Below are 22884 nucleotides of genomic sequence, written 5' to 3'. Positions count from 1 at the left end.
TTTGGTTGGATTAGCTTTATTGAATAATAGCACACGGAGAGTGTGCTATTATCAGGCTATTCAGATGGAACTTCGACTACAAATGGGACTGTATGCATTTCCTCTTTGTGCTTGAACTGTCCCCAAATTTTATAAATACCTGGCTCTGGGAATGTTGTCATATAAGTAACCGTAGGTCCAGTAGTCTTTTCATCAGTTGGATGGACATGAAGGAACTTCTCCAGGTCACTGCTGACAATCACGACATGACCAGCTGATCCAAGGTAAGGTTCCAGTTCTTTTACAGGAACTTGAGTTTCAGCATCTGTTATCGTAAACGCCATGGTAAGATGCTGATTCGCTGCCAAGCGGTCGAAGGATAGTTTGAAATCTAGGCCATTTACCGTTTTCTTTAAAACTTCGTCAGGTGTGACAGTTTGTGTATTCTCTGCCCCTTCTGCGTTATGCTCGAAAGTCGCTAACTGCTGGGTGCCGCCTTCGGGCATAAAATCTGCGAAGAGTTTATAGGAACCAGCACTTGGAAACTTTGTCTTAACTGTAAACTCTCCATCACCAATATACTCAGGATGGAGGTGCAGAAAGGTGGAAAGGTCCTTGCTGATTGCCAATAAGTGCATTTGTTTTTCATGGACAACAGAAAAAGCTGTGGCCGGAATTCCGTGACTGTCTTTAAGGGAAAGTTTAATTTCAGTCTCCTGTCTAGGCTGAATATCCTTCGGATTCAGCTCCCAGCCTACTCTCAGTGCTTCGGCAGGGGTGGTTTGTTGATGGTTGGCATGGTTTGCACCATGGTCCATTTGATTATGCCCATGGTGTCCGTGATCTTGTTCCATCTTTATATCACCTCTTTTTATTTTTCTATAATGTTCATTAACTATTCTTTTAAGATGTGTTCAAAATGCTTCAAGATCTTCTGCTGCTCTTCCTCAGTACCAAGAGGAGTGATTTCTGCTCCCATTTCTTTTAGTATTTCCGTAACATCCTTAACAATCTCAATCTCTTGAAGAGCAAATTGAACATGTGCATGCTTGACCTTAGGGTCCTTCATCTTAAGTGCAGAAACCAGGTTATCTAAAGCCATGGACTCAGCCGCCTTTTTTGTCTCCAGAGCAATATGCTTGTCCAACTGGCTCCCATTCTTTACTTTTCCTACAGATTGGTTTCCAGATGGAAGCTCGTCCAATGTTGGAACCTCTTCAAAATCACTTTTGGCTGGATCCAGCATGCCCATCATCAATCTCACATGACTCCTTAACACATCGAGCTTTTTATTCAGGATATATTTTAATTCGACGCTCTCGACCTTTTTTTCATGCATTTTTATTTTTGCAATCAAGCCGTCGTGGGCTGATAGATGTTCGGCAATTAGCCCCATATCAGTTGCAGGCAATAACATATTGATTCCTCCTGTTCTATTTTTGGGTTCACTACTTTCTACCACTTCTTTAATCAAATAAACTGCATAAAAAATGCACAAATTCCTTCTGCCATAAGAAGTTGGGAGCCAGCTAACAAGCGGCTCCCCGACCTAAAAAGTCTATTCATTTTGCACATGTTTATAGTGCTGCAAAGTCATGAACTGCATTTCTTTACTGACAGTTGGAATGAATTCTCCATGAGTATGCTTTATTAAATGATCATAAATCATCTGCATGCTTACATCTTGATAGGCCATTTGAAGGTGTATATTTTTGACGTTGGGATCCTTCATCATCAAAGCCGAATTGAAGTTATCGCTCCCCATCAGCTTGGCTGTGGACCTTGCTTCAAGGGCAATATCTTGTTCGATTTCACTGAGCTTTCCAGCATCCATACTAAAATCAAAACGTTGCAATTCAGGCAAATGTACTTGATGTGTTCGATCAGGGTCAATTAGCGCCAGCATGGTCCTGACATGATTTCTTAACATATTAATATTCAATTCTAAAATATTTTTTAAAACAGGATTTTGGACTGAGGAATAGTACATTTTCAGCTTATTGTTGACTCCTTCATGGGTACTTAAATGTTCAGCCATAATCCCTAAGTCGACGGCAGGCAAATTCATTTGTCTATCACCCTCCTCTTTTGTTAGTATATTCATCCTGCAGGAGGAAGGTACTTTGTCTGAAAATCTAAATATATGTAGGTCAGTACAGGTAAAACCTCTTTAAAATTATTACTTAAATAGGCACGGGACATACATGTTTTCTCCCGATATCTCCAGTCTGAATGGGCAAGTATAAAAAAAACACCATGTAAATCCAAGAATACATCTTGCCTTACTGGTGTAATTTCTTTCACTATTTTCAGCTAATCTACAGGGTATCAAACTTACGCCGCAAATGCCCTGCAAGCCTGGGCGCAATGCTGGCAAACCTGGGCACAATTCTGTGACATCTGGTCAGGGTATTTGGAGCATTCCATTGCGCACTGTTCACAGATATAGGCGCAAATATTTGCCAATGTTTTAGAAAAAAAGCTGTTTCGTGCAAGGTATTTTGCCATTAATGTGCACATATCGGCACAGTCCCTTAACAATAGAATCTGAACATCTCTTCTATCATCATTTTGTAAACCGATCAAGTGGGTGACCATATCTTCGCATGTTGCTTCACAGTGCTGAATAGTATGCAGCAATGAAGACCCTTTCGCCATTTGACCTCCCATATCACCCGAATATTGCCCATACTGTCTGAATGGTTGTGCTGGATAAAAAACACATACCTCCTTTATTTTATCTGACGTTTCATTAATATGGGGAAAGCTGGGCTTCTGTGCATGTTTTTAATTCTCATATAATGGATTTCAAGTACTCAACAACACAGAAGGAAATGAAAGAGGAGGCATACCGAATCTAGGCTATTGCTTGGACTGGTTATCAAGGAAAGGTTAAAAATATTTTGCTGCCTGTACACAAAAAAGCTCGGAATACTCCGAGCTTTTTCTCTATTAATTCTTGTGCTATATCAAGAACTTATTTGATTACTTTACAATGTTCTCAACTTTAGAAACAACATCGTTTACAGAACGAGCTGTGGCATCCACAACTGGTACATTATTTAACTGGTTATCAGCTAAATCTTCTGTCCCTCTTGCTACGCAGCAGTCGCAGGAAGGTAAGTCTTCTTCATTTCTAAACATTTCTACATTATGCCCTTTTTCCTCTAAGGCTTGTTTAATATCAGTAAGTGGCTCTTCAACAGCAATTTTAGCCATTTCAATCCCTCCTCATTTTTTGGGTGTATATTTTGTTTAACCGAATTTTATCAATGTAAACATTACTTTCTATTTTGGAAATGAATTCATTTGCAAGCGGGGAGGATGGGCATGGAATTTAAAACTATAAATTATATATAGATGAAAAATAAAAGTAATCAGAAATGCACAATTTCTGCAACTTAATCGGGTACCTTAATTATTACAAAGAATTGAGCATTCAGGAGGAATCGTCATGAAAACTAAGAAACTAGCGCTGTTTGTTCTATCAGTCATTACCGCACTTGTTTTAGCTGCTTGTTCAGATACTGGCAGTGAAAACGAAAATGAAAGTGCGGATCATGAGAACTCTAGCCACGAGAACAGCCAGAAGGATAGCCAGGAGAATACCGAAAACAACGAAGGGGACCATGGGGGGATGAACCACTCAGATTCTGGTGAGGTTCCAGAGGGATTGAAAGAAGCAGAAAATCCTGCCTTTGAAGTAGGAAGGGAGGTAATGGTGAATTCCGACCATATGCAAGGGATGAATGGAGCAATCGGAACTGTTGTCGGAGCATACGACACGACGGTTTATGCTGTTTCCTATACCCCAACAACAGGAGGCGAGAAAGTATCGAACCACAAATGGGTAATCCATGAAGAGCTGGAAAATGCGGGAGATCAACCTTATAAACCTGGTGATGAAGTTGTTTTGACGGCAGAGCATATGGAAGGAATGAACGAGGCAACAGCGACAATCGATACTGCTGAGCGATCTACCGTATATATGATTGATTTCACTCCAACAAGCGGAGGAGAAGTTGTGAAAAATCATAAATGGGTGACAGAAGAGGAACTTTCAGCTGCAGAATGACGTTTTTTAAAAGATAAAAAGTTGTAAAACACACATCATGACAAAAGGGATGTGTGCTTTCTTGCAATAATTAATAAAACCTGGGTGATGATTGCAAGGATAGGCAATTCCAATAATGGACCGATCACCAATGTTAAAGCGATTAAAGGCTGGTCCGGAAATGCGGTCATTGCAATGGCTAAAGCAATGGGTGAATTCCTTGCTAAAGTAGTTAAGCTTAGGCTTGTTCTGTCGGAGTTCGGGAACTTCATAAGCTGGCCTACCCTTTGACCAACAAAGAAATTGATGAGGAAAAATAATAGAATGGGGATGGTAATTTTCCACATTAAATCTAAGTTATCAAGCAGTAATTGACCTTGAGAAGCAAACATCGCCACAATTGCAAGGCTTAAAAAAATGATCGGTAGCACGCTGAACCTTGATATTAGAATTTCTCTTAACTCTTGTTTATTTCTCAAGACCATTTTCGTAAGATAAGCTAAAGCTAATGGAATGAACAAAACGATTAAGATACTTTCCACTAGAAATGTGAACTCAATAACCTCTGTTGTCCCGCCAAAAATGAGAAGATAAAATGGCAGCAAAATGACTTGCAAGATTAAATTTAAAGGCAAAATTGCAGCTGATAATGCTACATTCCCCTTGGCTATCCCTGTAAAGATTAAGTACCAGTCAGTGCATGGGGTAACCATCAGCATGATAAAGCCAATATACAAAGCGGGGTTATCACCTAAAAATACCATTGCCAGCAGCCATGCCAGGATTGGTGTCCAGACAAAGTTGATCGTGATTGAAGTGTAGGTAAACTTAATATTTTTAAAAGCATTTTTGATATCCTCAAATGGGATTTGTAAGAACGTAATATAAAGCATCGCTACCAATAAAGGAACAATAAAGCCTTCCGCATTAGATCTTATTGGTCCCACTTGTCCTATCCCAATGCCAATCATTACTGCTAAAAATATAATCAGAGTATATAGTTTTTCAAATAAACTCATTGTATATCACAACCAAAACTAAATTAATTGAAAGCTCACATCATTTTACCATAGTGTGTATGTACCGTAAGTTTGGCTTATTCAAGTACCACTTTAAATGCTTATTGGAAGAGGTTCACGAACGTTCAGAACTCCATTTGTATCCGACACCCCAAACCGTTAGCAAATGCTGATCGACGGGAAATCCTGCCTGCCGCAATTTGTCCCTTAAATTTCTGATATGCGAATCGATTGTACGGTTTTCCGTTTCTGTTTTAAAGCTCCATAATGAAGTAAGGAGATAATCCCTCGAGAACACCCTGTTAGGAGTTTTTATAAAGGTGCTCAAAAGAGAGAATTCTTTTGGCGTCAATATAATTGGATTGCCTTTGTATAATGCTTCCATAGCTGATTCATTTATTGATAATCCATAAAAAGTAAGGGTATCCTTTTCTGACTTTGAATCTAACCGTCGGATCACCGCATTGATCCTTGCCAGCAAGACTTCCTCGTTAAATGGCTTGGTTACATAATCGTCCGCGCCTTTTTTAAGCCCCTTTACTATATCTTCGTCCGCACTTCGGGCAGTCAACATGATAACTGGTACACTGGAGAGTTGCCGGATTTTTTCACAAGTTTCCAAGCCATCCATATCTGGCATCATGACATCGAGGAGGACCAGATCCACTTGTTCCTTCTCGAGAAAGGAAAGGGCATCATTGCCTGAATTCTTTTTGATACAAACATATCCATGTGGTGCGATATATAATTCCAACAAATCAAGCATTCTCTGCTCATCATCGACTAACAACACTTTTTTCATTTTCAGCTCTCCTTAAGTACAATCGTAAATGTTGTCCCCTCTCCAAGTCTGCTTTCAACGGAAATGGATCCACCATGGACTTCGACAAGCTGTTTCGCAATCGCAAGCCCCAAACCAAATCCGCCGGTCATCCTGGCGCGGGATTTTTCAACACGGTATAACCGCTCAAACACATAGGGGAGGTCTTCGTCGGGAATCCCGATTCCCTGATCCGTTATGGAAATGACAACATTCCAATCCTTTTTAAATGCCCGGATCGTGGTTGCAGTACCTTCATTCGAATATTTTAAAGCATTGTCTAAAATATTGGAAAGCACCTGTCCAAACCGTGAGGGATCGATATCGACATATACATCATGATCGCTATCGAGATGTAACTGTATGTTTTTATTTAAAAACGCGGGTAAAACTCTTTCGTATATAGAATGAAGGAAAGGAAAGAGCCGGACACGTTCTTTGGTGATGAGAAATTCATTTTGATCCATTCTGGCAAGGTAGAAGAGCTCTTCCAATAAGCGGTTGATCCGCTCTGATTCCTCACCAATGATTTGCAAATAGTGAGTTCGCTCCTGTGGGCTTAAATTGGTTCGCCGGGCTATATCGGCATAGCCCTTTATATAAGTCAATGGAGTCCGGAGTTCATGGGATATGCTCGCCAAAAAATCATTTCGTTCCTGTTTAATATGATTCAAGTCGTTTGCCAATGTCTGAATAGATTGGGCAAGCTCACCCAATTCATCATGGGATTGAACAGGCACAGAAACGGAAAAATCTCCTTTACTCAATTTTCGCGTTGCTTCCTTCATCAAAATAAGCGGTCTTGTAAGTGCCTTTGTTAAAAGGAAAATAGTAATAAACATAAAGAATATGATCAAGATCGATGCCAGCATAAAATGCCTGTTTAACTGGGAGACGAATGCTTTAACATTTTCTGTATCCCGAAACATATAAACATATCCATTATCTGTTACCGTTTCGTACGGAGTAACGGTGGCTATGTACTCTTCCTCATTCCATTCCGATTGAAGAATAACACCCTGCCGTGGAAGCTGTGAAAGGGAATGGTCAAGGACTTGTTCCATCCCGCCATTTATCTCCTTGGATGTTAATAAAACTTCTCCAGCGGAATTGGTCACCACCACATCCGTGTCAGTTTGCGATTCCATTAACCCAATATGCTGAAGGGTTGAATCATCAAAAGCCATTTCCAGTACGTCGCGATGACTGTTCCCGCGTGCTTTTAAAGAATCTAATTCCTGGTCGATTCGCGAGTGGACAACATTGTTATGTAAAAAAATCATCGAAACTGTCTCAATCAGTAAAATGCAGATGAAAATCCACAAACCTAACTTTAAAGATAATTTCAACATAGTCACCTTCTTGATTGTGATAAATGTAACCGAAATTTGTGGAGAAAATATGCAGTTCTTTAAAAACGCAATTTATTAGAAGTATATTAATCATACACCACCATAACCCGCACGACTAAGGTTTCGGAAAGACAAAGATGAGAATTATGTTTTCTATTTTTGTGATAGTTATCTTCCAAAATATGAGACAAACCGACGAATAGTTTTAAACATCAAAATACAGGATAAAGGATAAGAAAACTTAATTTAGTCGTTAAGGGGAGGTGTACCAATGGGGCAAGGGCATAGCCATGAATCCAGCAATAATAAAAAGTTACTCCTGATCAGCTTTATTTTGATTTTTGGTTTTATGATAGTAGAACTAATTGGCGGGATTTGGACTAATAGTCTTGCGCTTATTAGTGATGCTGGGCATATGTTAAGTGATGCGGTTTCGCTGGGGTTAAGTTTGCTTGCGATTAAAATCGGTGAGAAGGCAGCCACAGCTGCCAAGACCTACGGCTATAAAAGGATAGAAATATTGGTGGCCTTTTTAAATGGGATCACTTTACTTGGAATATCCATTTATGTGTTTTGGGAAGCCTTCAACCGGTTTTCTGAACCACCAGAAGTGAACACCGGAATGCTATATATTGCTGTAGCTGGATTGATTGTCAATATAGTTGCGGCATGGATTCTCCAAAAGGGAAACACGAAAGAAAACCTCAATCTCCGGAGCGCGTTTTTACATGTTCTTGGCGATATGCTAGGTTCTGTGGGAGCCATAGTGGCTGGATTGCTGATTTTGTTCTTTAATTGGAATCTTGCAGATCCAATTGCGAGTATTGTCGTCTCAATCCTGGTGCTAGTCAGTGGCTGGAGAGTGACGAAAGAGTCGGTCCATATTCTCCTTGAAGGAGCACCCACACATATTAATATTGATGAGGTGAAGAAGGCACTTGAAGAACTGAAAGGTGTGGAAGAAGTCCATGATCTTCATATCTGGTCGATCACTTCCGATCAGCCTTCATTAAGCGGCCATCTCGTTGTCGAGCCAAAATTTGATAACGATGACTTGCTGAACAAGGCGACCAGCCTCTTAAAAGAGAGATTTAAAGTAAAGCATTCAACTCTTCAGCTTGAAGGAGAAAGTTTTGCCCATAAAGAGAAAGAAGAATATACCCATTAAGGACCAGTGAAAATGACTGGTCTTTTTGGTTTAAAAAGGGGGGAGTGTTTCCAGGGGGTGGATACAAAAGTCTCACTCTGGATTTGATATGTATTTTTCTAAAACTAAATGGGAATGACTGCTGAGGAATGAAGGAGGCAGCCATGAGAGAAGGAATGATATCATCTGAGCATATTGTTATGATCATTACGGCTATTTGCGTTGGAACATTGGCACGGATTCTGACTGTGAAGGAAGATTTCAGGCAATATCCCAGCTATCCGAATGGCTATATGATTCATCTGGTTACCGGGTTTGTCGCTGCTGCCCTTGGTGCAGTAGCCATTCCGGCGTTAATGACTAAAAACTTTGTCGCAGTGACTTTTTTGACGCTTGCCATCCAACAGTTCCGGGATGTAAGAAAGTCGGAAAGGGAAAGTTTGAAAGATGTGGAAAACACTGAATATGCTTTTCGTGGAGACGCGTATATCGACGGAATCGCAAAGACATTCGAAGCAAGGAATTATTTTTCATTGATTGTTTCTTTTTTGACTGCCCTCACGATTCAAATTGTGGATAGTGAGTCGAAATTAATCAATATCATTTCCGGGACAATTGCGGGTGCAGTAGGGTTTTACATATTAAAAAGGTTTTCTAAAGGAAAAACAATCGGAGATATTGCTGAAGTAGAAGAAGGAAAGATTGAAGTGAAGGGATCGGAATTGTTTGTAGATGGAATGTATGTGACGAACCAGTTAGGAACGGAAAATGCTGCCACATTGTTTAAAAATGAAGGAATGGCTGTAGTGATTTACCCTCACGAGGAACATTTCCGTATTGCTTTGGACAACTTCGGACAAAGGCAGGCTGCACTTTTTGAAGCAACGAGGGCCCTGGGGGTTAAACGGTATCATTTTACAAGGAAGGATTATGAAAAAGGGAGGATTGTGGTGACACTCGTTCCAATCATTAAAGACAAGGATAAGCTCATTGAAGCCGTTAAAAAGACCCCTTTGCTTGAAAGTACGAAAAAGAGCCATGCGGTCATGAAAACAAATCTTGTCGGAAAGGAATAAACAATGGGAAGAGAATCTTCAGAGAGACCAGGTTATGAGATTCTGGCATTTGTCACTTTAAACAAGGAAAGGATACTGGGAGGCAGTCAGCTTACCCTGTTAGCTGAGAATGAAGAACAGCAGAGGTTAATGGTTCGGGACGTGGCCAAAGCAATGAAAGCTGATGTAGTCCAAATGAAAAGTGGAGATTATTTAGTTATAAGAGTTTAAGTTTTTAAATTGAATTTCCTTCTATAAAAGCTGCCGAAGAGGTTTTCTAAGGGGTACAAACTTTTTCTGGGATAAAGTGAATGATATAATGATAGGAAAAGGATTGTTAGGAGAGTAAAATGGCTGATCAAGACAAAATTCGGGACCAGGAACAAGACCAAGATCAAGATGTTTTAGATGAAGAGACCCTTTTTATTGTTTCCCAAACCTTCAAGGCTTTATCGGATCCGACAAGAATCAAAATACTCTATTTGCTGTCGAAAAATGAACATTCGGTCAACCAAATAGCAGAGTCGGTTGGCATGCTTCAAACCACGATTTCTCACCAGTTGAGATTTTTGAAAAATTTAAGGCTGGTAAAGTTCCGTAGAGAAGGAACGACTATTTATTATTCATGTGACGATCAGCATGTTATGGACTTGTTAAAAGAAACAATCGATCATGCCCGTCATCACTAAAATTATATCTGGATAATGGCAATTTTCTAAAAGGAAGATTGTCATTTTTTTATTAACAAGAAAGTAAGTGGGGCATAAATAAACATAAAAAAGTTTGAACATTTAAAGATAATCCTTTATATTTGTATATGAGTATGTATACATGTTTTTAGGAGGGGTCAATATGGGAAACGGACACTCACACGGCCATGGCCACAGTCATGGCCATTCGAGCAATAAAAAGGCGTTAATGTTGTCTTTTATCCTTATATCATCATACATGGTGGTTGAGGTTATTGGGGGGATTCTTACAAACAGCCTTGCGCTTCTTTCAGATGCAGGGCATATGCTTAGTGATGCCGCCGCGCTGGGATTAAGTCTGTTTGCCTTAAAACTCGGAGAACGGAAAGCAAGTGAAACCAAATCTTTTGGGTATCGAAGGTTTGAGATTATCGCAGCAGCATTAAACGGTTTGACATTGATCATTATATCTGTGTACATCTTTTATGAAGCTTATAATCGCTTTCTTAACCCTCCAGAGGTCCAGAGCCTTGGAATGTTCACTGTTGCATTTATTGGTTTGCTGGTAAACATTGTGGCGGCCTGGATTCTTATGAGAGGAGACAAAGATGAAAACCTTAATGTAAGAAGTGCATTCCTCCACGTTATTGGTGATATGCTTGGGTCTGTAGGGGCAATCGTTGCGGCGATTTTAATTTATTTCTTTGGCTGGGGTGTTGCAGATCCGATTGCCAGCGTTATTGTATGTATATTAATTTTAATTAGCGGCTGGAGAGTTACGAAAGATTCTTTCCACGTTCTGATGGAAGGAACACCAATCCGCATTAGTACCAATGAATTAAAAACTGCTTTGTTGAATGTACCAAATGTAAAAGGCATACATGACCTTCATGTATGGTCAGTTACATCAGATGAGCATATGCTCAGTTGTCACATCTCCATCTCAGGAGAGGGGAGTCATGATGAAGTTTTAAAACAATCCCAGTCCATTCTCCATGAAGAATTTGGAATTGACCATGCTACAATCCAGGTTGAAAAAGAAGAACACGGATGTCCTAATCCCCATGGCGGCTGTAATTAAATGAACAGTGGCAAAGAAAGCCTTCCTTCCTGATTTGATTTCAGGAAGGAAGGCTTTTTTATGGCTGCAACTATGAAAGATTAATAGCGGATTCCAGCAATATAAGCTCTTTTGTGTTAGAGGGGGCCAGTCCGTAAATACCCGTTATCTTGTTGCGATTTTTCATTACGATCATAAGAGTCAATGAAAGACCCCGCAGTAAAAAAAAATAAAACTTTACCTAAATATACATAAAAGATTAATACCACTTCTATTATGAGTATATGCTCATATATATAAACTAATGTTCTTTACAATCGTTTTACTGCATTCCTTCTACTATCCTAGGAGGGTCCCAACTATACATAACAAGAACATCTAGTGAGTATAAATTGTACAAACCATATGTGATGGACGGAGGCTATTGATGAGGAATGATTTATGGAGGAGTAGCCAATCTATTCTTTATTGTTTTCCTGGGAACGACAATTGGAGGTTACGTTGCAGCCATTCTGACGGGGAAGGTTAAAAGGGGCGGATATATACATGTTTTTTCTGGAGGCCTTCTTTTGGGTCTCATATGCTTCGAATTACTTCCCGAAGCATTCAGTGAGTTAAGTTTTATTGGTGTTGCTGCGGGCATCTTTTTGGGGGTTTATGTAATGATCACCTTAGATATTTTTATTCATAGAAAAGCTCCGGATACTCAAGCAGGCAAGTGGACGATTTTTTTGCCCTTTTTCGCTCTGCTTGTCCACAGCATACCAACAGGATTAGCACTCGGACTAAATCTTCAACAACAATTGCTGAATCCGTCGATATTCCTTGCTGCAGCATTTTTTCATCATATTCCTGAAGGATTCATCTTGATGGGTGTACTTATAAACTCAAGAGGAAAAGCAGTTTTTTTTATTGGCCTCTGTATAGCCTTATCAATCACAGTGGGCTTATCTTCAATAATTGGTGCAAGCTTGCAGCCAACAACAGTCAAGCTGCCAACCATGTTAAACGGAATTGCAATCGGTACACTTAGCTATATTACCTTCTATGAGAGCATTTGGAAAAATTATAAAAAACTGCCGAGATTGAAAGCAGCTTTCGTATTGCTTCTAGGAGCATCGCTGATTTATATATTGCTCGTCCTAATGCCTATGGAACATTGAGAAAATAGATAGAATAAAAAGCAGTTTTCCAATAGCTATTGTGGGAAACTGCTTTCTGGATTATTTGCTGAAAATTTTACGAAGTAATTCCTTTCCCAAAACCTTTTCGCTCGGCTGCCAGGAAGCTAGCGGCTGAAATAGACAGAATTGTAAAAATCATATGGAATGAAGAATAGACAGGAGCGAGTGAACTAGCCTTGGAAACAAACCCGTACACTCCTGCTAATAAGAGAAAGAAAGTCAGACTAACAGACAGCAGCCTGAACGTTTTATTTCTTAAGGACCAGAATAAAATATAAGATGATGCTAAAACTGCCGCTATTCCTAGTAATCCATGGATTGAATATAAGATATATGAAATTCCGCCTTCATCTGTAATAAGCATTTTGCTGATTCGGAAGTGCTTGAAAACAGCCCCAATGATTGTTTCAATAAAAATAAACACTAACAATGCAAAGGAACCTTTTTGGAGCGGTGCACTCTTCTTACCTAAAAGTGGCGGCTCAAGAATGTTATGGGTATAAATAACCGATACCAGCAGAAAAAGACTTACAGTCACATCAAGGGTTGTAAATCCGATCGGAGTTCCCAGTAAAACATTCAGACCCCCAACCAATGATTGGATGAGCAGCAGAACGATTGATAAAATCGGCCAAATCGATTTCGTGTTCGATTTTTTAAGTTTTTTCCATACGAGGATTGCATTAATCAGGATGATAAAACCTAAAGAAGTGGTAAAAAGTCTGTGTGAATATTCAATTAGAATATTAATACTTGAAAAATTTGGAATTAGCTTACTATTGCATTTCGGCCAGTCAGAGCCGCAAGCATCGCCAGAATTTGTTGCAACAACTAAATTTCCAAGGATAAGGGCCAAAATAGTAGCAGCAATCGTGAATTTTTGGAACCTGTTTCGCATTTGTCAATCATCCAATCCTATTGTGTATGTGCATATAATCATATAAAAACATAACATGAATATCAGATTCTCACAATAACTCGAAGACTACTTTGATGGAATTCCCCGTTGACAGGGAGTAAGCGTGATTATAAGATTGATTATATATATGAATACATGACCATGTATAGGGTGAAAAGGTTAACGGAAAAAATTTGCAGTTTGCCATCCTTAAATAATGATATTATGTTTTAGAGTGGACAGATTTTTCTGGTTTACAAAGTTATTCATTTTATAGGCCCCCTGATATCATAATTATATAAATGGTTCTGGTGTTGAGTTTAATAGAAAAAGTAGCTTATTAGTTTTCAATGTTATTGTTGCATTTGCCCTCAATATTTGATGGCTTCAGAATACAATCCGGCTAGGAAAATACAATAGATTTGTATTTTTTTAGTGGAATAGTGGTCAAAAGGAGTTAATATGTACAGCTTTAAGATATACAGTCAATTTGTCAAGCCATACTGGAAACTTGTCGTCATTACAATGCTGATCGGTGTCGTTAAATTCGGAATTCCTTTAACACTGCCTTTAGTGATGAAGTATTCTGTTGACTCAATCCTTCTTGCGGAAATATCTAATTCCCAGAAGCTGTTAAAGCTCGGTTATGTCGTTGCTGCTGCGTTTGTTTTATTCATTATTATTCGCTTCCCAGTTGAATATTTTCGTCAATATTATGCGCAGGAAATTACCAGCAGGATATTATATGATATCCGTGATCGGCTGTATGATCATTTACAAAAGCTCTCACTTAGGTTTTATCAAAACAATAAAACAGGTGAAGTAATCTCCCGAGTCATGAACGATGTGGAACAAACGAAGAATATCGTCGAAACAGGGATGATGAATATATGGCTCGATATCTTTACATTAACGATCGCTCTGGGCTTTATGTTCACTCTCAACACTAAGCTGACCCTTGTGGCAATCGCCATTCTTCCCCTTTATGCCATTTCGGTAAGGATATTATACAAACGTCTAAAACGATTAACAAAGGAACGTTCTCAATCCCTTGCAGATGTTCAGTCATACCTGCATGAACGTGTATCTGGGATGCCGGTAGTCAAAAGCTTTACATTGGAGGAATATGATCAGGGCCAATTTGATCGGAGAAACAGAAAATTCCTAGCAAAAGCACTTGCAGCTACTCGCTGGAATGCACTAACCAACTCCGTTGTCAATACGTTGACGGATATTGCACCCTTGCTCGTAATTGCCTACGGAGGATATAAGGTGATTACCGGAGAGGTTACACTTGGTACATTTGTCGCCTTTTTTGGGTATCTTGACCGGATCTATAGCCCGCTTCGAAGGCTCGTTAATTCCTCCACTCTTTTAACACAGGCATCGGCCTCACTTGAGCGTGTCATGGAATTATGGAATCATCCTTATGATATTACTGACCATCCCTCTGCCAAGATAATATCCAAAGTGGATGGAGAGATTCAATTTCAGGATGTGTGGTTCCGTTATGACCAAGATGCCAATTATATATTAAAAGATATTAATTTAGTGATTCATCCGGGCAGTACCGTTGCTTTGGTCGGGATGAGCGGAGGAGGAAAGTCCTCTCTCATCAGCCTTATTCCCCGCTTCTATAATATAGAAAAAGGCAGAATTTCAATTGACGGGATCAATATCAACGACTTTACCCAGCGAAGCCTCAGGAGCCATATCGGGATGGTGCTCCAAGACAATATTTTGTTTAGCGGAACGATTAGAGAAAATATTTTATTGGGTAATCCTTCTGCGGTCGAGGATGAAGTCGTTTCAGCTGCCAGGGCTGCCAATGCACATGACTTCATTCTTAGCCTGCACAATGGATATGACACGGAAATCGGGGAAAAAGGGGTGAAGTTATCAGGTGGCCAGAAGCAAAGAATTGCCATAGCCAGAGTGTTTCTCAAAAACCCAAAAATATTGATTCTTGATGAAGCGACATCTGCCTTGGATTTGGAATCGGAAGCTTTAATCCAGGATTCTCTCGATCGATTAGCGAAAAATAGAACGACTATTGTAATTGCTCACCGGCTTTCTACCATCACGCATGTGGATAAAATTATTTTCATGAAAGATGGGAAAGTGGCAGAACAAGGAACACATGGAGAGTTAATGGGCAAAAACGGGCTTTATGAACAGCTGTTTAACATCCAAAACTTAAGCAAGGAACAGGGAGTGGCCCATTAATTTTTTATTATAAAGAAAGAAGGAATTATTTTGCAGATTCCGAAAAAAGCAAAAAAAGTATTTAATATTGCTATGCCAGCGATTGGGGAATCCTATTTACAAAGTTTATTAGGAGTAGTTGATTCGTTTTTTATTGCCCAGCTTGGGTTGCTGGCCATTAACGCTGTCGGTGTAACCAATATTTACAGCATGACATATATTGGGGTTTTTACCGCATTGTCAGCGACACTTGCGGTTTTTTTATCAAGAGCCTTTGGGGCAAAGAACGAAGCCCGGAGCAAGTCGGTTATCTTTCATGGTCTTCTGATCTCCGCAATAGCCGGCCTTATATTTTCCGGGGTGTCTGTTGGGTTTTCGGATACACTGCTGGACTGGGCAGGAGCAGATGAGGCCCTAAAAAGTACGGCCATTATCTATTTCCAGGTCATCCTCGGTTTAACACCGTTTGTAGCATTGTTCACGGCACAGTCAGCTACCTTTCGGGCAATTGGGGATACACGGACGCCACTTAGGGTCGGTATCGAAATGAATGCTGTTCATGTAATTTTGGACTATATTTTAATTTTCGGTGTAGGTCCAATAGAAGGATGGGGACTGACTGGAGCTGCCATTGCCATGATTTTGGCAAGGGTTTACGGATTTCTCCGGCTGTGGCTGAAATCGCAGTCGATTCCAGCTATCGCTTTGTCTAAAGATGATTTTAAATTTGTCGGAAGCCTGGCTGGCAGCATGGGGAAGTTTGCGCTACCGGCCACTTTGGAACGGCTGTCCATGCGTCTGGGTCAGGTCGTTTATTTCGGCCTGATTGTCCGGATGGGTATCGAGGTTTATGCTACCCATAACATTGCAGGCACACTGACGACTTTTGCCTACACGATTGGCGGAGGGTTTGCCATCGCCGCCAGCACCTTGATCGGGCAGGCGATTGGCGAAAACAACCTGGAGGATGCAAAGGAATACCGAAAATGGAGCTATATCCAATCTGCTGTTTCCATGACGCTGATTACGGCGATACTCGCTGCGTGCAGCCCATGGATTGGCATGTTGTTTACAACCGATCAGACGGTCCTGCATTTATTGCTGATTGTTTTATTGATCGATATGTTTTCCCAGCCATTCCTTGCTTCAGTCCTTGTTGATACTTCAGCTGTCCAGGCATCGGGGAACAGTACATTTCCAATGATCGTTACAATTATTGGGATTTGGGTGATCAGAACACTTGGAGTCTATATTTTTGCGTGGAAGTTGGGATATGGCCTACCCGCTGTTTGGGTCTCTATTGCTGCTGATAATGCCCTTCCTGCAGGATTGTTTATTTGGTACCGAAAAAATAGACAGGTTATAAGAGAGTTAGCGTAAATTTTGATAAGAATATAAACTGGGAGTGATGGACATGCAATTTGTATTAGGTTTGAACTTGATTGAGCTTATGCCAACAATAATTGTGTATTCTGTTTTGTCTTTATTGGCTATAGGTGTTATCTATTTATTTAAGAAGAAATCAGATAAGGAATTAATAGAATTGGAAAGAAAGTTAGGTTCAAATGACCATGATAAATAGTTTCTATATTGAAATATAAGCCTGAGTGGCTGACGGTGTGAACCTGATGCTATTCCAATAAGGTCAAGAATCGGAAAAGATTTATGAGGTTTATAAAACCAACGATAATAGAACTTAGTTACGTGGGCATTTCGACTGTTTGCCAGGGTGTTTCCTGAAAATTTATAATAATGAAAAACATAAAAAGATCGCTGTTTAGCGATCTTTTTATGTTTCAGAAGCGGAATGGGAGTGGAGGAGTGTTCCCATACCCCTATTGTTTGAACGATTTTCTTTAAACAGTTACCCTCTTTAGGAAACAATTCTCAATTAACGGGTAGTTAACATAAACAGGTCAGCCAAATCGACTATTTATCATTTTGTAAAATAAAACCTTCAACATTTTGTCACAAATTAAAATAAAGCCACCAATTAAAGTATGTTAACATTATGAGCGTGTTAGAAACCTATAGATGCTTACTAGGATATTTATGTATATATGCTCATATATTTAAATTCTTGGCGTTCTTTTTCTTGGTGGCATTGAATAAAAACTATGAAATTGTATGTGATGTAATTTACATAGTATTCGAAATCTATCGGATAGGCTTCTAACTTCCTCAGTTAATCTAAGAAAGGGGTAAATCAATGAAGGTAAAATGGTTGATTTTAACTTTAATTTTTGGTGTTTTCGCCATGCTTTCTGGTTGTGAACCATTAACGGTCCTCGACCCAAAAGGTCCTCAAGCTCGTACAACAGCAGATGTGATCATGATTTCGATTTGGACCATGGCATTTGTTGTTATTGTTGTTTTTGTTCTTTTCATTGTCATGTTGGTGAAGTACCGAGCATCAAAGCAAAATGAAAATTATGAACCGCCACATATTAAAGGCAGTAAAGTAATTGAATCGATATTCGTTGGCGTTCCAATAATAATTGTCATTTTCCTTTCGGTTATTACTGTCAAATCTACATATGAAGTTGAGTCAACACCTAAGGGGTTTGAAAAACAGGAACCGTTAGTCATTTATGCATCTTCTTCGAATTGGAAGTGGCATTTTAGTTACCCGGAAGAGAATATTGAAACAGTGAACTATCTTTTTATTCCAACGAATAGGCCGATAGAATTTAGGCTTTATTCATTTGGACCGATTTCCAGTTTCTGGATTCCGCAATTAGGTGGACAAAAATACGCTATGTCAGACATGGTCAATAAGCTAAACCTAGCTGCAGATGTTCCGGGAGAATATAGTGGGCGGAATGCTAGTTTTACAGGTGCAGGATTCGCAGAGCAAACGTTTAACGTTACAGCAATGGAACAGGAAGAATACAAAAAATGGGTAGATGAAATCAAGGCAACTGCAGAACCAATGACTGCAGAAAAATTTGATAAATTGTTAGAACCTGCCCACCTTGGTCAACAGACATTTACAGGCACCCATTTATCTTTCCTTCCGCCTCCAGAGGGTCACCAAATGAAAGAGACATCAAAAGAAAAAGAGAATGAAACAATGGATCAAGACAAAATGGACGATATGTAGGACCAGGTAACAATACAGTGTTTCTGAATGATGTTGCAGTTAATTTTAAATGAATAACAGAAAGGGGTTGCGATAGATGGAGTTCTTTGAGAGATTTGCTATTCCAAACCCAAGTCCAACCATATATGCGTCGATGGTTGCCATCGGCTTAACGATTATTGCAATACTTGCAGGCCTTACTTATTTTAAAAAGTGGGGTTATTTATGGCAGCAATGGTTAACAACAGTAGATCATAAACGTATCGGCATCATGTACCTCATTTCAGCTCTGCTGATGTTGTTCCGTGGCGGAGTAGATGCCATAATGATGCGTGCCCAGACGGCTATACCTGAGAACACACTTTTGAATGCCCAAGAATATAATGAGGTTTTTACAACACATGGAGTAGTCATGATTTTGTTCATGGCTATGGCGTTTGTCACTGCTTTAATGAACTTTGTAGTCCCATTGCAAATTGGGGCTCGTGATGTGGCGTTTCCTCGATTGAATGCTTTAAGTTTCTGGTTATATTTTATGGGAGCGATGTTATTTAACATTTCCTTCATTGTTGGTGGTTCACCTGATTCAGGATGGACATCCTATTTCCCACTGGCGGGAAATGAATTTAGTCCTTCGGTAGGGACGAATTACTATATGATTGCGATTCAAATCGCTGGTCTAGGAACATTAATTACTGGTATTAACTTTATTGTCACTATCTTGAAAATGAGGGCACCTGGCATGAAGTTAATGAAAATGCCGATGTTTACCTGGACAGCGCTGATCACCAATGTGATTATCGTTTTCGCTTTTCCGGTTTTAACGGTCGCGCTGGCGATGGGGACAATGGACCGATTATTCGGAACCAACTTCTTTACGACAGCAAACGGCGGCATGGATATGCTATGGGCCAACTTCTTCTGGGTGTGGGGGCATCCTGAGGTATATATCCTAATTTTGCCTGCGTTCGGCATCTATAGTGAGATCATACCAACATTTGCCCGCCGAAACCTGTATGGATATAAGTCAATGGTCATTTCCATCGTCGCTATATCTGCGTTGTCATTTGTAGTCTGGGTTCACCATTTCTTCACTATGGGTCAAGGTGCGCTGGTTAACAGTATTTTTTCTATTACAACGATGGCGATTGCTATTCCTACAGGAGTTAAAATCTTCAACTGGCTCCTTACCCTTTGGAAGGGAAAAATCACCTTTACGGTCCCTATGCTATACTCTCTTGGATTCATTCCAATTTTCACAATCGGTGGGGTTACAGGAGTAATGCTGGGAATGGCTAGTGCAGACTATCAATATCATAACACTATGTTCCTTGTAGCTCACTTTCACCTGGTAATCATTCCTGGTGTCGTGTTCGCAATGATTGCTGGAATGACCTATTGGTGGCCAAAGATCTTTGGTTTCATGCTGAATGAACGAATTGGGAAATGGTCATTCTGGTTTATCGCAATCAGTGTATGTTTGACATTCTTCCCGATGTTTATATCAGGTCTTGATGGGCAAGCTCGCAGGATGTACACCTATTCTGAATCGACTGGTTTTGGAATATGGAATACGATTTCCTTAATAGGCGCACTTGGTCTTGCGGTAGGTTTCATACTAATCGTATACAATATCTATTACAGCACTCGCTACGCTCCAAGAAACATCGGATCTGACCCTTGGGATGCCAGATCACTTGAGTGGGCAACTAAGAGTCCTGTGCCTGAATATAATTTTGCATTAGTCCCTCATGTGAACTCTTCTGAAGCATTTTGGGATGCCAAGAAAAATGGGCACAACTTGTTTCCTGGTAAGCTAGAAAAAATTCATATGCCAAATAACAGTGGGTTGCCATTTATCATGAGTTCTTTCTTTTTTGTATTTGGTTTTGCTATGGTATTCAGCATGTGGACCCTGGCCATTATTTCGTTAATAGGCATATTCGCAACTATGCTCTATCGTTCGTTCGAGAAAGACCATGGTCGATACATCACTGTCGATGAAATAAAAGAAACTGAGAAGAAATTGGGAGGAATCAAAAAATGAAAATAAATCATACTCTCCCTCTTGAATATAGTACAGAAGAAAATCGCCTGAAAATATTAGGGTTCTGGATCTTCCTGGGTGCAGAAATTGCTTTGTTTGCAACACTTTTTGCGACTTATTTTATAATGGTTGATCGCACTGGAAGCGGTCCTGGTGGAGAAGAGGTATTTAAGGCTCCTACCCTCATTATTCAGACACTCTTGCTTTTAACCAGCAGTTTTACGATTGGATTAGGGATTAATGCAATGAGACTCGGAAGAGCAAAAGCAATGATAAATTTCTTTATCATTACTCTTGTTCTTGGGGTTGGGTTTATAGGTGTAGAAATATATGAGTTTGTTCAATATATCCACGAAGGATTGACTCTTCAAACAAGTGGTTTTTCAGCGGCATTATTTACAACACTAGGCACACATGGTGCTCATGTTACGTTCGGAGTTTTCTGGGGATTGGCTATTGTCATGCAGATAAAAAAGTATGGATTGACTCCAGAAACAGCTAATAAATCATTTATTTTTTCACTGTACTGGCATTTCCTTGACGTGGTGTGGATCTTTATTTTCAGCTTCGTCTACTTGAAAGGAATGATGTAAACATGAAAGAATTATTTCCCCTTAAACAGGTAATGGGATTTGTTTTCTCACTACTTCTTACGGCAGTGGCTCTTACGGTTTACTTCATAGATATTTCTTTTACAAATGGAATGACTATTCTGCTGTTTACTGCATTTATCCAGGCAGCTGTCCAGTTGGTAGTGTTCATGCATGCTGGAGAGAGTGAGGATAAAGGTTCAATTTTCACGAGCATCTATTATGCTGTATTTATTGCACTAGCCACAATTTTTGGCTCCTTGCTCACTCTTGTGTGGGGTTATTGAAAACAGAAGGATAAGAGCGTCAATTAGGGCGCTCTTTTTGTTACCTTCAAACACAGAGTTCTGTCTACTTATTTGTTTTTTTTAACACTTCTTCAGATACTACAAAAAACATACCCATAAGAAAAATAATCACTGAACCCCCAATTGTTCCAATCCCGACAGCTGTGACAATTTTGGAATCGCTTCCAAAAAAGCCGAATAAAAATATTACGCACCCAATAGTTAGGGCTAAACCGCCGACCACTTTTATGAGATTAAGCATCCTGATGTCTACCATTCTAATTCACCTCTTTTATACATCATTCGAAAAGTTCAAAAAATTGTCAAACTTTTTGGGTTTTTTCATGATATATTGTTGCCTTTTGAAGCAATGTATGTTTATTGATATTTAATTGATGAATATTTTTTTTATTCAAACAGAAGAGGTTAAATGCACCGGAGTAAATTAACCCTTCTAGAGTTGTTTTGTCATAGATTTCAAGGGTCTTTTTAATCACTAGTTGAAAATGCTATAGAAGTCGGTTCTCAAACAAGGTAATAATCGGTATTACGAATATATACCCAAAATAACCCCTTATTAATGACTAATAAAGGGTTTTTCTTTATTTGGCCTATTTTTATAAAACTGGTCACTAAGATAGTTTGCCAATTTTGTTTTCCTGATTCCAATAAACCATAAGATCACCATATATATTGTTATGGGGAAAAACCAATTCTTAATAGTAAGCAGGATATATGTGTATCCTCCATGCAATAAGGCTGGCACCATTATGGAAAGGAATAATAACCAGAGGCGAAAATCCTTCGTGAATTTTGCTTTTCCTATATAATATCCCATCATCACACCGAACAAAGCGTGGCTTGATACTGGCAGTAATGCTCGGCTCAAGGCAAATTCGACTCCGTTTGCCAAAAGATACAAAATATTCTCAGCAGACGCAAATCCTAATGACACAGCTGTACTGTATACGATGCCATCATAGGGTTCATTAAACTCCTGGTGTCTGTATACAGTATAATAAACTATGAACCATTTAAAAAACTCCTCCAAAAACCCGACCGATAGAAAAGATTCGAAGATCGGTCCTGGAATGATGTTCTCAGCAGTCAAAACATAATGAATGAACATGATTGGAAAAACAAGCAGGGCCCCAAGAAAGAAAACTTTAGCAACTAAGGATAAAGGCTCAGCCTCATATTTATCTTTTAAATAAAAATAGCTCAATAATGCCACGCCAGGTGCTATTCCTGCTGTAATGGTTGATACCACCACATTCCCTCCTCAAAAAACCTTAAGGATTATTCTATTGCTTTTTATGGATAACGTTTTACAGGAAACACATGAAAACAGAAGATCATAGAAAAACTTGACCTTTCCATAACATTGTAACATAATGTCTATATGAGCACATATGC

At 39.5% G+C, this 22884-nt stretch carries 25 protein-coding genes; 14 read left to right on the top strand and 11 right to left on the bottom strand.

Annotated elements, in window-relative coordinates:
• Window positions 1-56 precede the first annotated feature (56 nt).
• The 5 genes from ACNAZ4_RS06680 to ACNAZ4_RS06660 all read right to left on the bottom strand — a co-directional run bounded on the left by ACNAZ4_RS06680 (window position 57) and on the right by ACNAZ4_RS06660 (window position 3198).
• Window positions 57-833, bottom strand: coding sequence for a hypothetical protein (locus ACNAZ4_RS06680; RefSeq protein WP_415813442.1), 777 nt, complete (start codon window positions 831-833; stop codon window positions 57-59).
• 41 nt (window positions 834-874) lie between these two features.
• A complete protein-coding gene (locus ACNAZ4_RS06675; RefSeq protein ID WP_044390644.1) occupies window positions 875-1396 on the bottom strand; it encodes a hypothetical protein in 522 nt (173 codons plus the stop codon).
• A 141-nt stretch (window positions 1397-1537) separates the two neighbouring features.
• Complete coding sequence (locus tag ACNAZ4_RS06670; RefSeq protein WP_044390642.1) at window positions 1538-2047, bottom strand: hypothetical protein; 510 nt, start codon at window positions 2045-2047, stop codon at window positions 1538-1540.
• Window positions 2048-2313: 266 nt separating this feature from the next.
• Entirely contained in the window at window positions 2314-2637 is a 324-nt protein-coding gene (locus ACNAZ4_RS06665; protein WP_044390641.1) for a four-helix bundle copper-binding protein, read from the bottom strand.
• Between the two features lie 327 nt (window positions 2638-2964).
• Window positions 2965-3198 carry a YkuS family protein gene (locus ACNAZ4_RS06660; protein WP_044390640.1) on the bottom strand — a complete coding sequence of 78 codons (234 nt, stop codon included), beginning with the start codon at window positions 3196-3198 and terminating at the stop codon, window positions 2965-2967.
• A 235-nt stretch (window positions 3199-3433) separates the two neighbouring features.
• Here ACNAZ4_RS06660 and ACNAZ4_RS06655 point away from each other — a divergent pair, with 235 nt between their 5' ends.
• A complete protein-coding gene (locus tag ACNAZ4_RS06655) occupies window positions 3434-4054 on the top strand; it encodes a YdhK family protein (protein ID WP_044390638.1) in 621 nt (206 codons plus the stop codon).
• A gap of 35 nt (window positions 4055-4089) precedes the next feature.
• On the opposite strand, the gene ACNAZ4_RS06650 is transcribed toward ACNAZ4_RS06655, so the two are convergent.
• The 3 genes from ACNAZ4_RS06650 to ACNAZ4_RS06640 all read right to left on the bottom strand — a co-directional run bounded on the left by ACNAZ4_RS06650 (window position 4090) and on the right by ACNAZ4_RS06640 (window position 7224).
• Window positions 4090-5052, bottom strand: a complete 963-nt coding sequence (locus ACNAZ4_RS06650; RefSeq protein ID WP_044390637.1) for an arsenic resistance protein — start codon at window positions 5050-5052, stop codon at window positions 4090-4092.
• Between the two features lie 115 nt (window positions 5053-5167).
• Window positions 5168-5854: a response regulator transcription factor gene (locus tag ACNAZ4_RS06645; RefSeq protein ID WP_044390636.1), complete on the bottom strand. Its 687-nt coding sequence runs from the start codon at window positions 5852-5854 to the stop codon at window positions 5168-5170.
• A 2-nt stretch (window positions 5855-5856) separates the two neighbouring features.
• The gene (locus ACNAZ4_RS06640) at window positions 5857-7224 is read right to left on the bottom strand and encodes a sensor histidine kinase (protein WP_044390635.1); all 1368 of its coding nucleotides are present in this window, start codon (window positions 7222-7224) and stop codon (window positions 5857-5859) included.
• 271 nt (window positions 7225-7495) lie between these two features.
• On the opposite strand from ACNAZ4_RS06640, the gene ACNAZ4_RS06635 reads away from it, so the two are divergent.
• From ACNAZ4_RS06635 to ACNAZ4_RS06610, 6 genes are all read left to right on the top strand, one after another.
• Window positions 7496-8392: a cation diffusion facilitator family transporter gene (locus ACNAZ4_RS06635; RefSeq protein ID WP_044390633.1), complete on the top strand. Its 897-nt coding sequence runs from the start codon at window positions 7496-7498 to the stop codon at window positions 8390-8392.
• Window positions 8393-8535: 143 nt separating this feature from the next.
• Window positions 8536-9447: a YIEGIA family protein gene (locus ACNAZ4_RS06630; RefSeq protein ID WP_044390631.1), complete on the top strand. Its 912-nt coding sequence runs from the start codon at window positions 8536-8538 to the stop codon at window positions 9445-9447.
• Window positions 9448-9450: 3 nt separating this feature from the next.
• The gene (locus ACNAZ4_RS06625) at window positions 9451-9657 is read left to right on the top strand and encodes a capping complex subunit for YIEGIA (protein WP_044390629.1); all 207 of its coding nucleotides are present in this window, start codon (window positions 9451-9453) and stop codon (window positions 9655-9657) included.
• Window positions 9658-9776: 119 nt separating this feature from the next.
• Window positions 9777-10115: an ArsR/SmtB family transcription factor gene (locus ACNAZ4_RS06620; protein WP_044390627.1), complete on the top strand. Its 339-nt coding sequence runs from the start codon at window positions 9777-9779 to the stop codon at window positions 10113-10115.
• A gap of 163 nt (window positions 10116-10278) precedes the next feature.
• Window positions 10279-11196, top strand: coding sequence for a cation diffusion facilitator family transporter (locus ACNAZ4_RS06615; RefSeq protein WP_044390625.1), 918 nt, complete (start codon window positions 10279-10281; stop codon window positions 11194-11196).
• 413 nt (window positions 11197-11609) lie between these two features.
• On the top strand, window positions 11610-12338 hold the full coding sequence (locus ACNAZ4_RS06610) for a ZIP family metal transporter (protein ID WP_044390623.1): 729 nt from the start codon (window positions 11610-11612) through the stop codon (window positions 12336-12338).
• Window positions 12339-12414: 76 nt separating this feature from the next.
• Here ACNAZ4_RS06610 and ACNAZ4_RS06605 read toward each other — a convergent pair whose 3' ends face one another.
• A complete protein-coding gene (locus ACNAZ4_RS06605) occupies window positions 12415-13257 on the bottom strand; it encodes a COX15/CtaA family protein (protein WP_044390621.1) in 843 nt (280 codons plus the stop codon).
• A gap of 462 nt (window positions 13258-13719) precedes the next feature.
• Between ACNAZ4_RS06605 and ACNAZ4_RS06600 the strand changes: the two genes are divergently transcribed.
• The 7 genes from ACNAZ4_RS06600 (at window position 13720) to qoxD (ending at window position 21468) form a co-directional block, all read left to right on the top strand.
• Window positions 13720-15483 carry an ABC transporter ATP-binding protein gene (locus tag ACNAZ4_RS06600; RefSeq protein ID WP_044390619.1) on the top strand — a complete coding sequence of 588 codons (1764 nt, stop codon included), beginning with the start codon at window positions 13720-13722 and terminating at the stop codon, window positions 15481-15483.
• Between the two features lie 30 nt (window positions 15484-15513).
• Window positions 15514-16842, top strand: coding sequence for an MATE family efflux transporter (locus tag ACNAZ4_RS06595; protein ID WP_415813441.1), 1329 nt, complete (start codon window positions 15514-15516; stop codon window positions 16840-16842).
• A gap of 34 nt (window positions 16843-16876) precedes the next feature.
• Window positions 16877-17044 (top strand): hypothetical protein, encoded by a 168-nt coding sequence (locus ACNAZ4_RS06590; protein ID WP_157841605.1) that lies wholly within the window; start codon window positions 16877-16879, stop codon window positions 17042-17044.
• Window positions 17045-17671: 627 nt separating this feature from the next.
• Entirely contained in the window at window positions 17672-18565 is an 894-nt protein-coding gene (gene qoxA / locus ACNAZ4_RS06585) for a cytochrome aa3 quinol oxidase subunit II (RefSeq protein ID WP_044390617.1), read from the top strand.
• A gap of 76 nt (window positions 18566-18641) precedes the next feature.
• A complete protein-coding gene (qoxB, locus tag ACNAZ4_RS06580) occupies window positions 18642-20591 on the top strand; it encodes a cytochrome aa3 quinol oxidase subunit I (RefSeq protein WP_415813439.1) in 1950 nt (649 codons plus the stop codon).
• Entirely contained in the window at window positions 20588-21184 is a 597-nt protein-coding gene (qoxC, locus tag ACNAZ4_RS06575) for a cytochrome aa3 quinol oxidase subunit III (protein ID WP_044390613.1), read from the top strand. The genes qoxB and qoxC overlap by 4 nt, the downstream gene beginning before the upstream one ends.
• Window positions 21185-21186: 2 nt before the next feature.
• Window positions 21187-21468 carry a cytochrome aa3 quinol oxidase subunit IV gene (gene qoxD / locus ACNAZ4_RS06570; protein WP_044390611.1) on the top strand — a complete coding sequence of 94 codons (282 nt, stop codon included), beginning with the start codon at window positions 21187-21189 and terminating at the stop codon, window positions 21466-21468.
• A gap of 64 nt (window positions 21469-21532) precedes the next feature.
• Here the strand turns inward: qoxD and ACNAZ4_RS06565 are convergent, their stop codons facing one another.
• The gene (locus tag ACNAZ4_RS06565) at window positions 21533-21745 is read right to left on the bottom strand and encodes a hypothetical protein (RefSeq protein WP_044390610.1); all 213 of its coding nucleotides are present in this window, start codon (window positions 21743-21745) and stop codon (window positions 21533-21535) included.
• A 300-nt stretch (window positions 21746-22045) separates the two neighbouring features.
• Entirely contained in the window at window positions 22046-22738 is a 693-nt protein-coding gene (prsW, locus tag ACNAZ4_RS06560) for a glutamic-type intramembrane protease PrsW (RefSeq protein ID WP_044390609.1), read from the bottom strand.
• Between the last annotated feature and the right edge of the window lie 146 nt (window positions 22739-22884).

Origin of the sequence: Mesobacillus thioparans, assembly GCF_965138835.1 — a bacterium.
In the GTDB taxonomy this organism is placed as follows: Bacteria; Bacillota; Bacilli; order Bacillales; family Cytobacillaceae; genus Mesobacillus; species Mesobacillus thioparans.
This window is presented reverse-complemented; position numbering and strand designations above follow the sequence as displayed.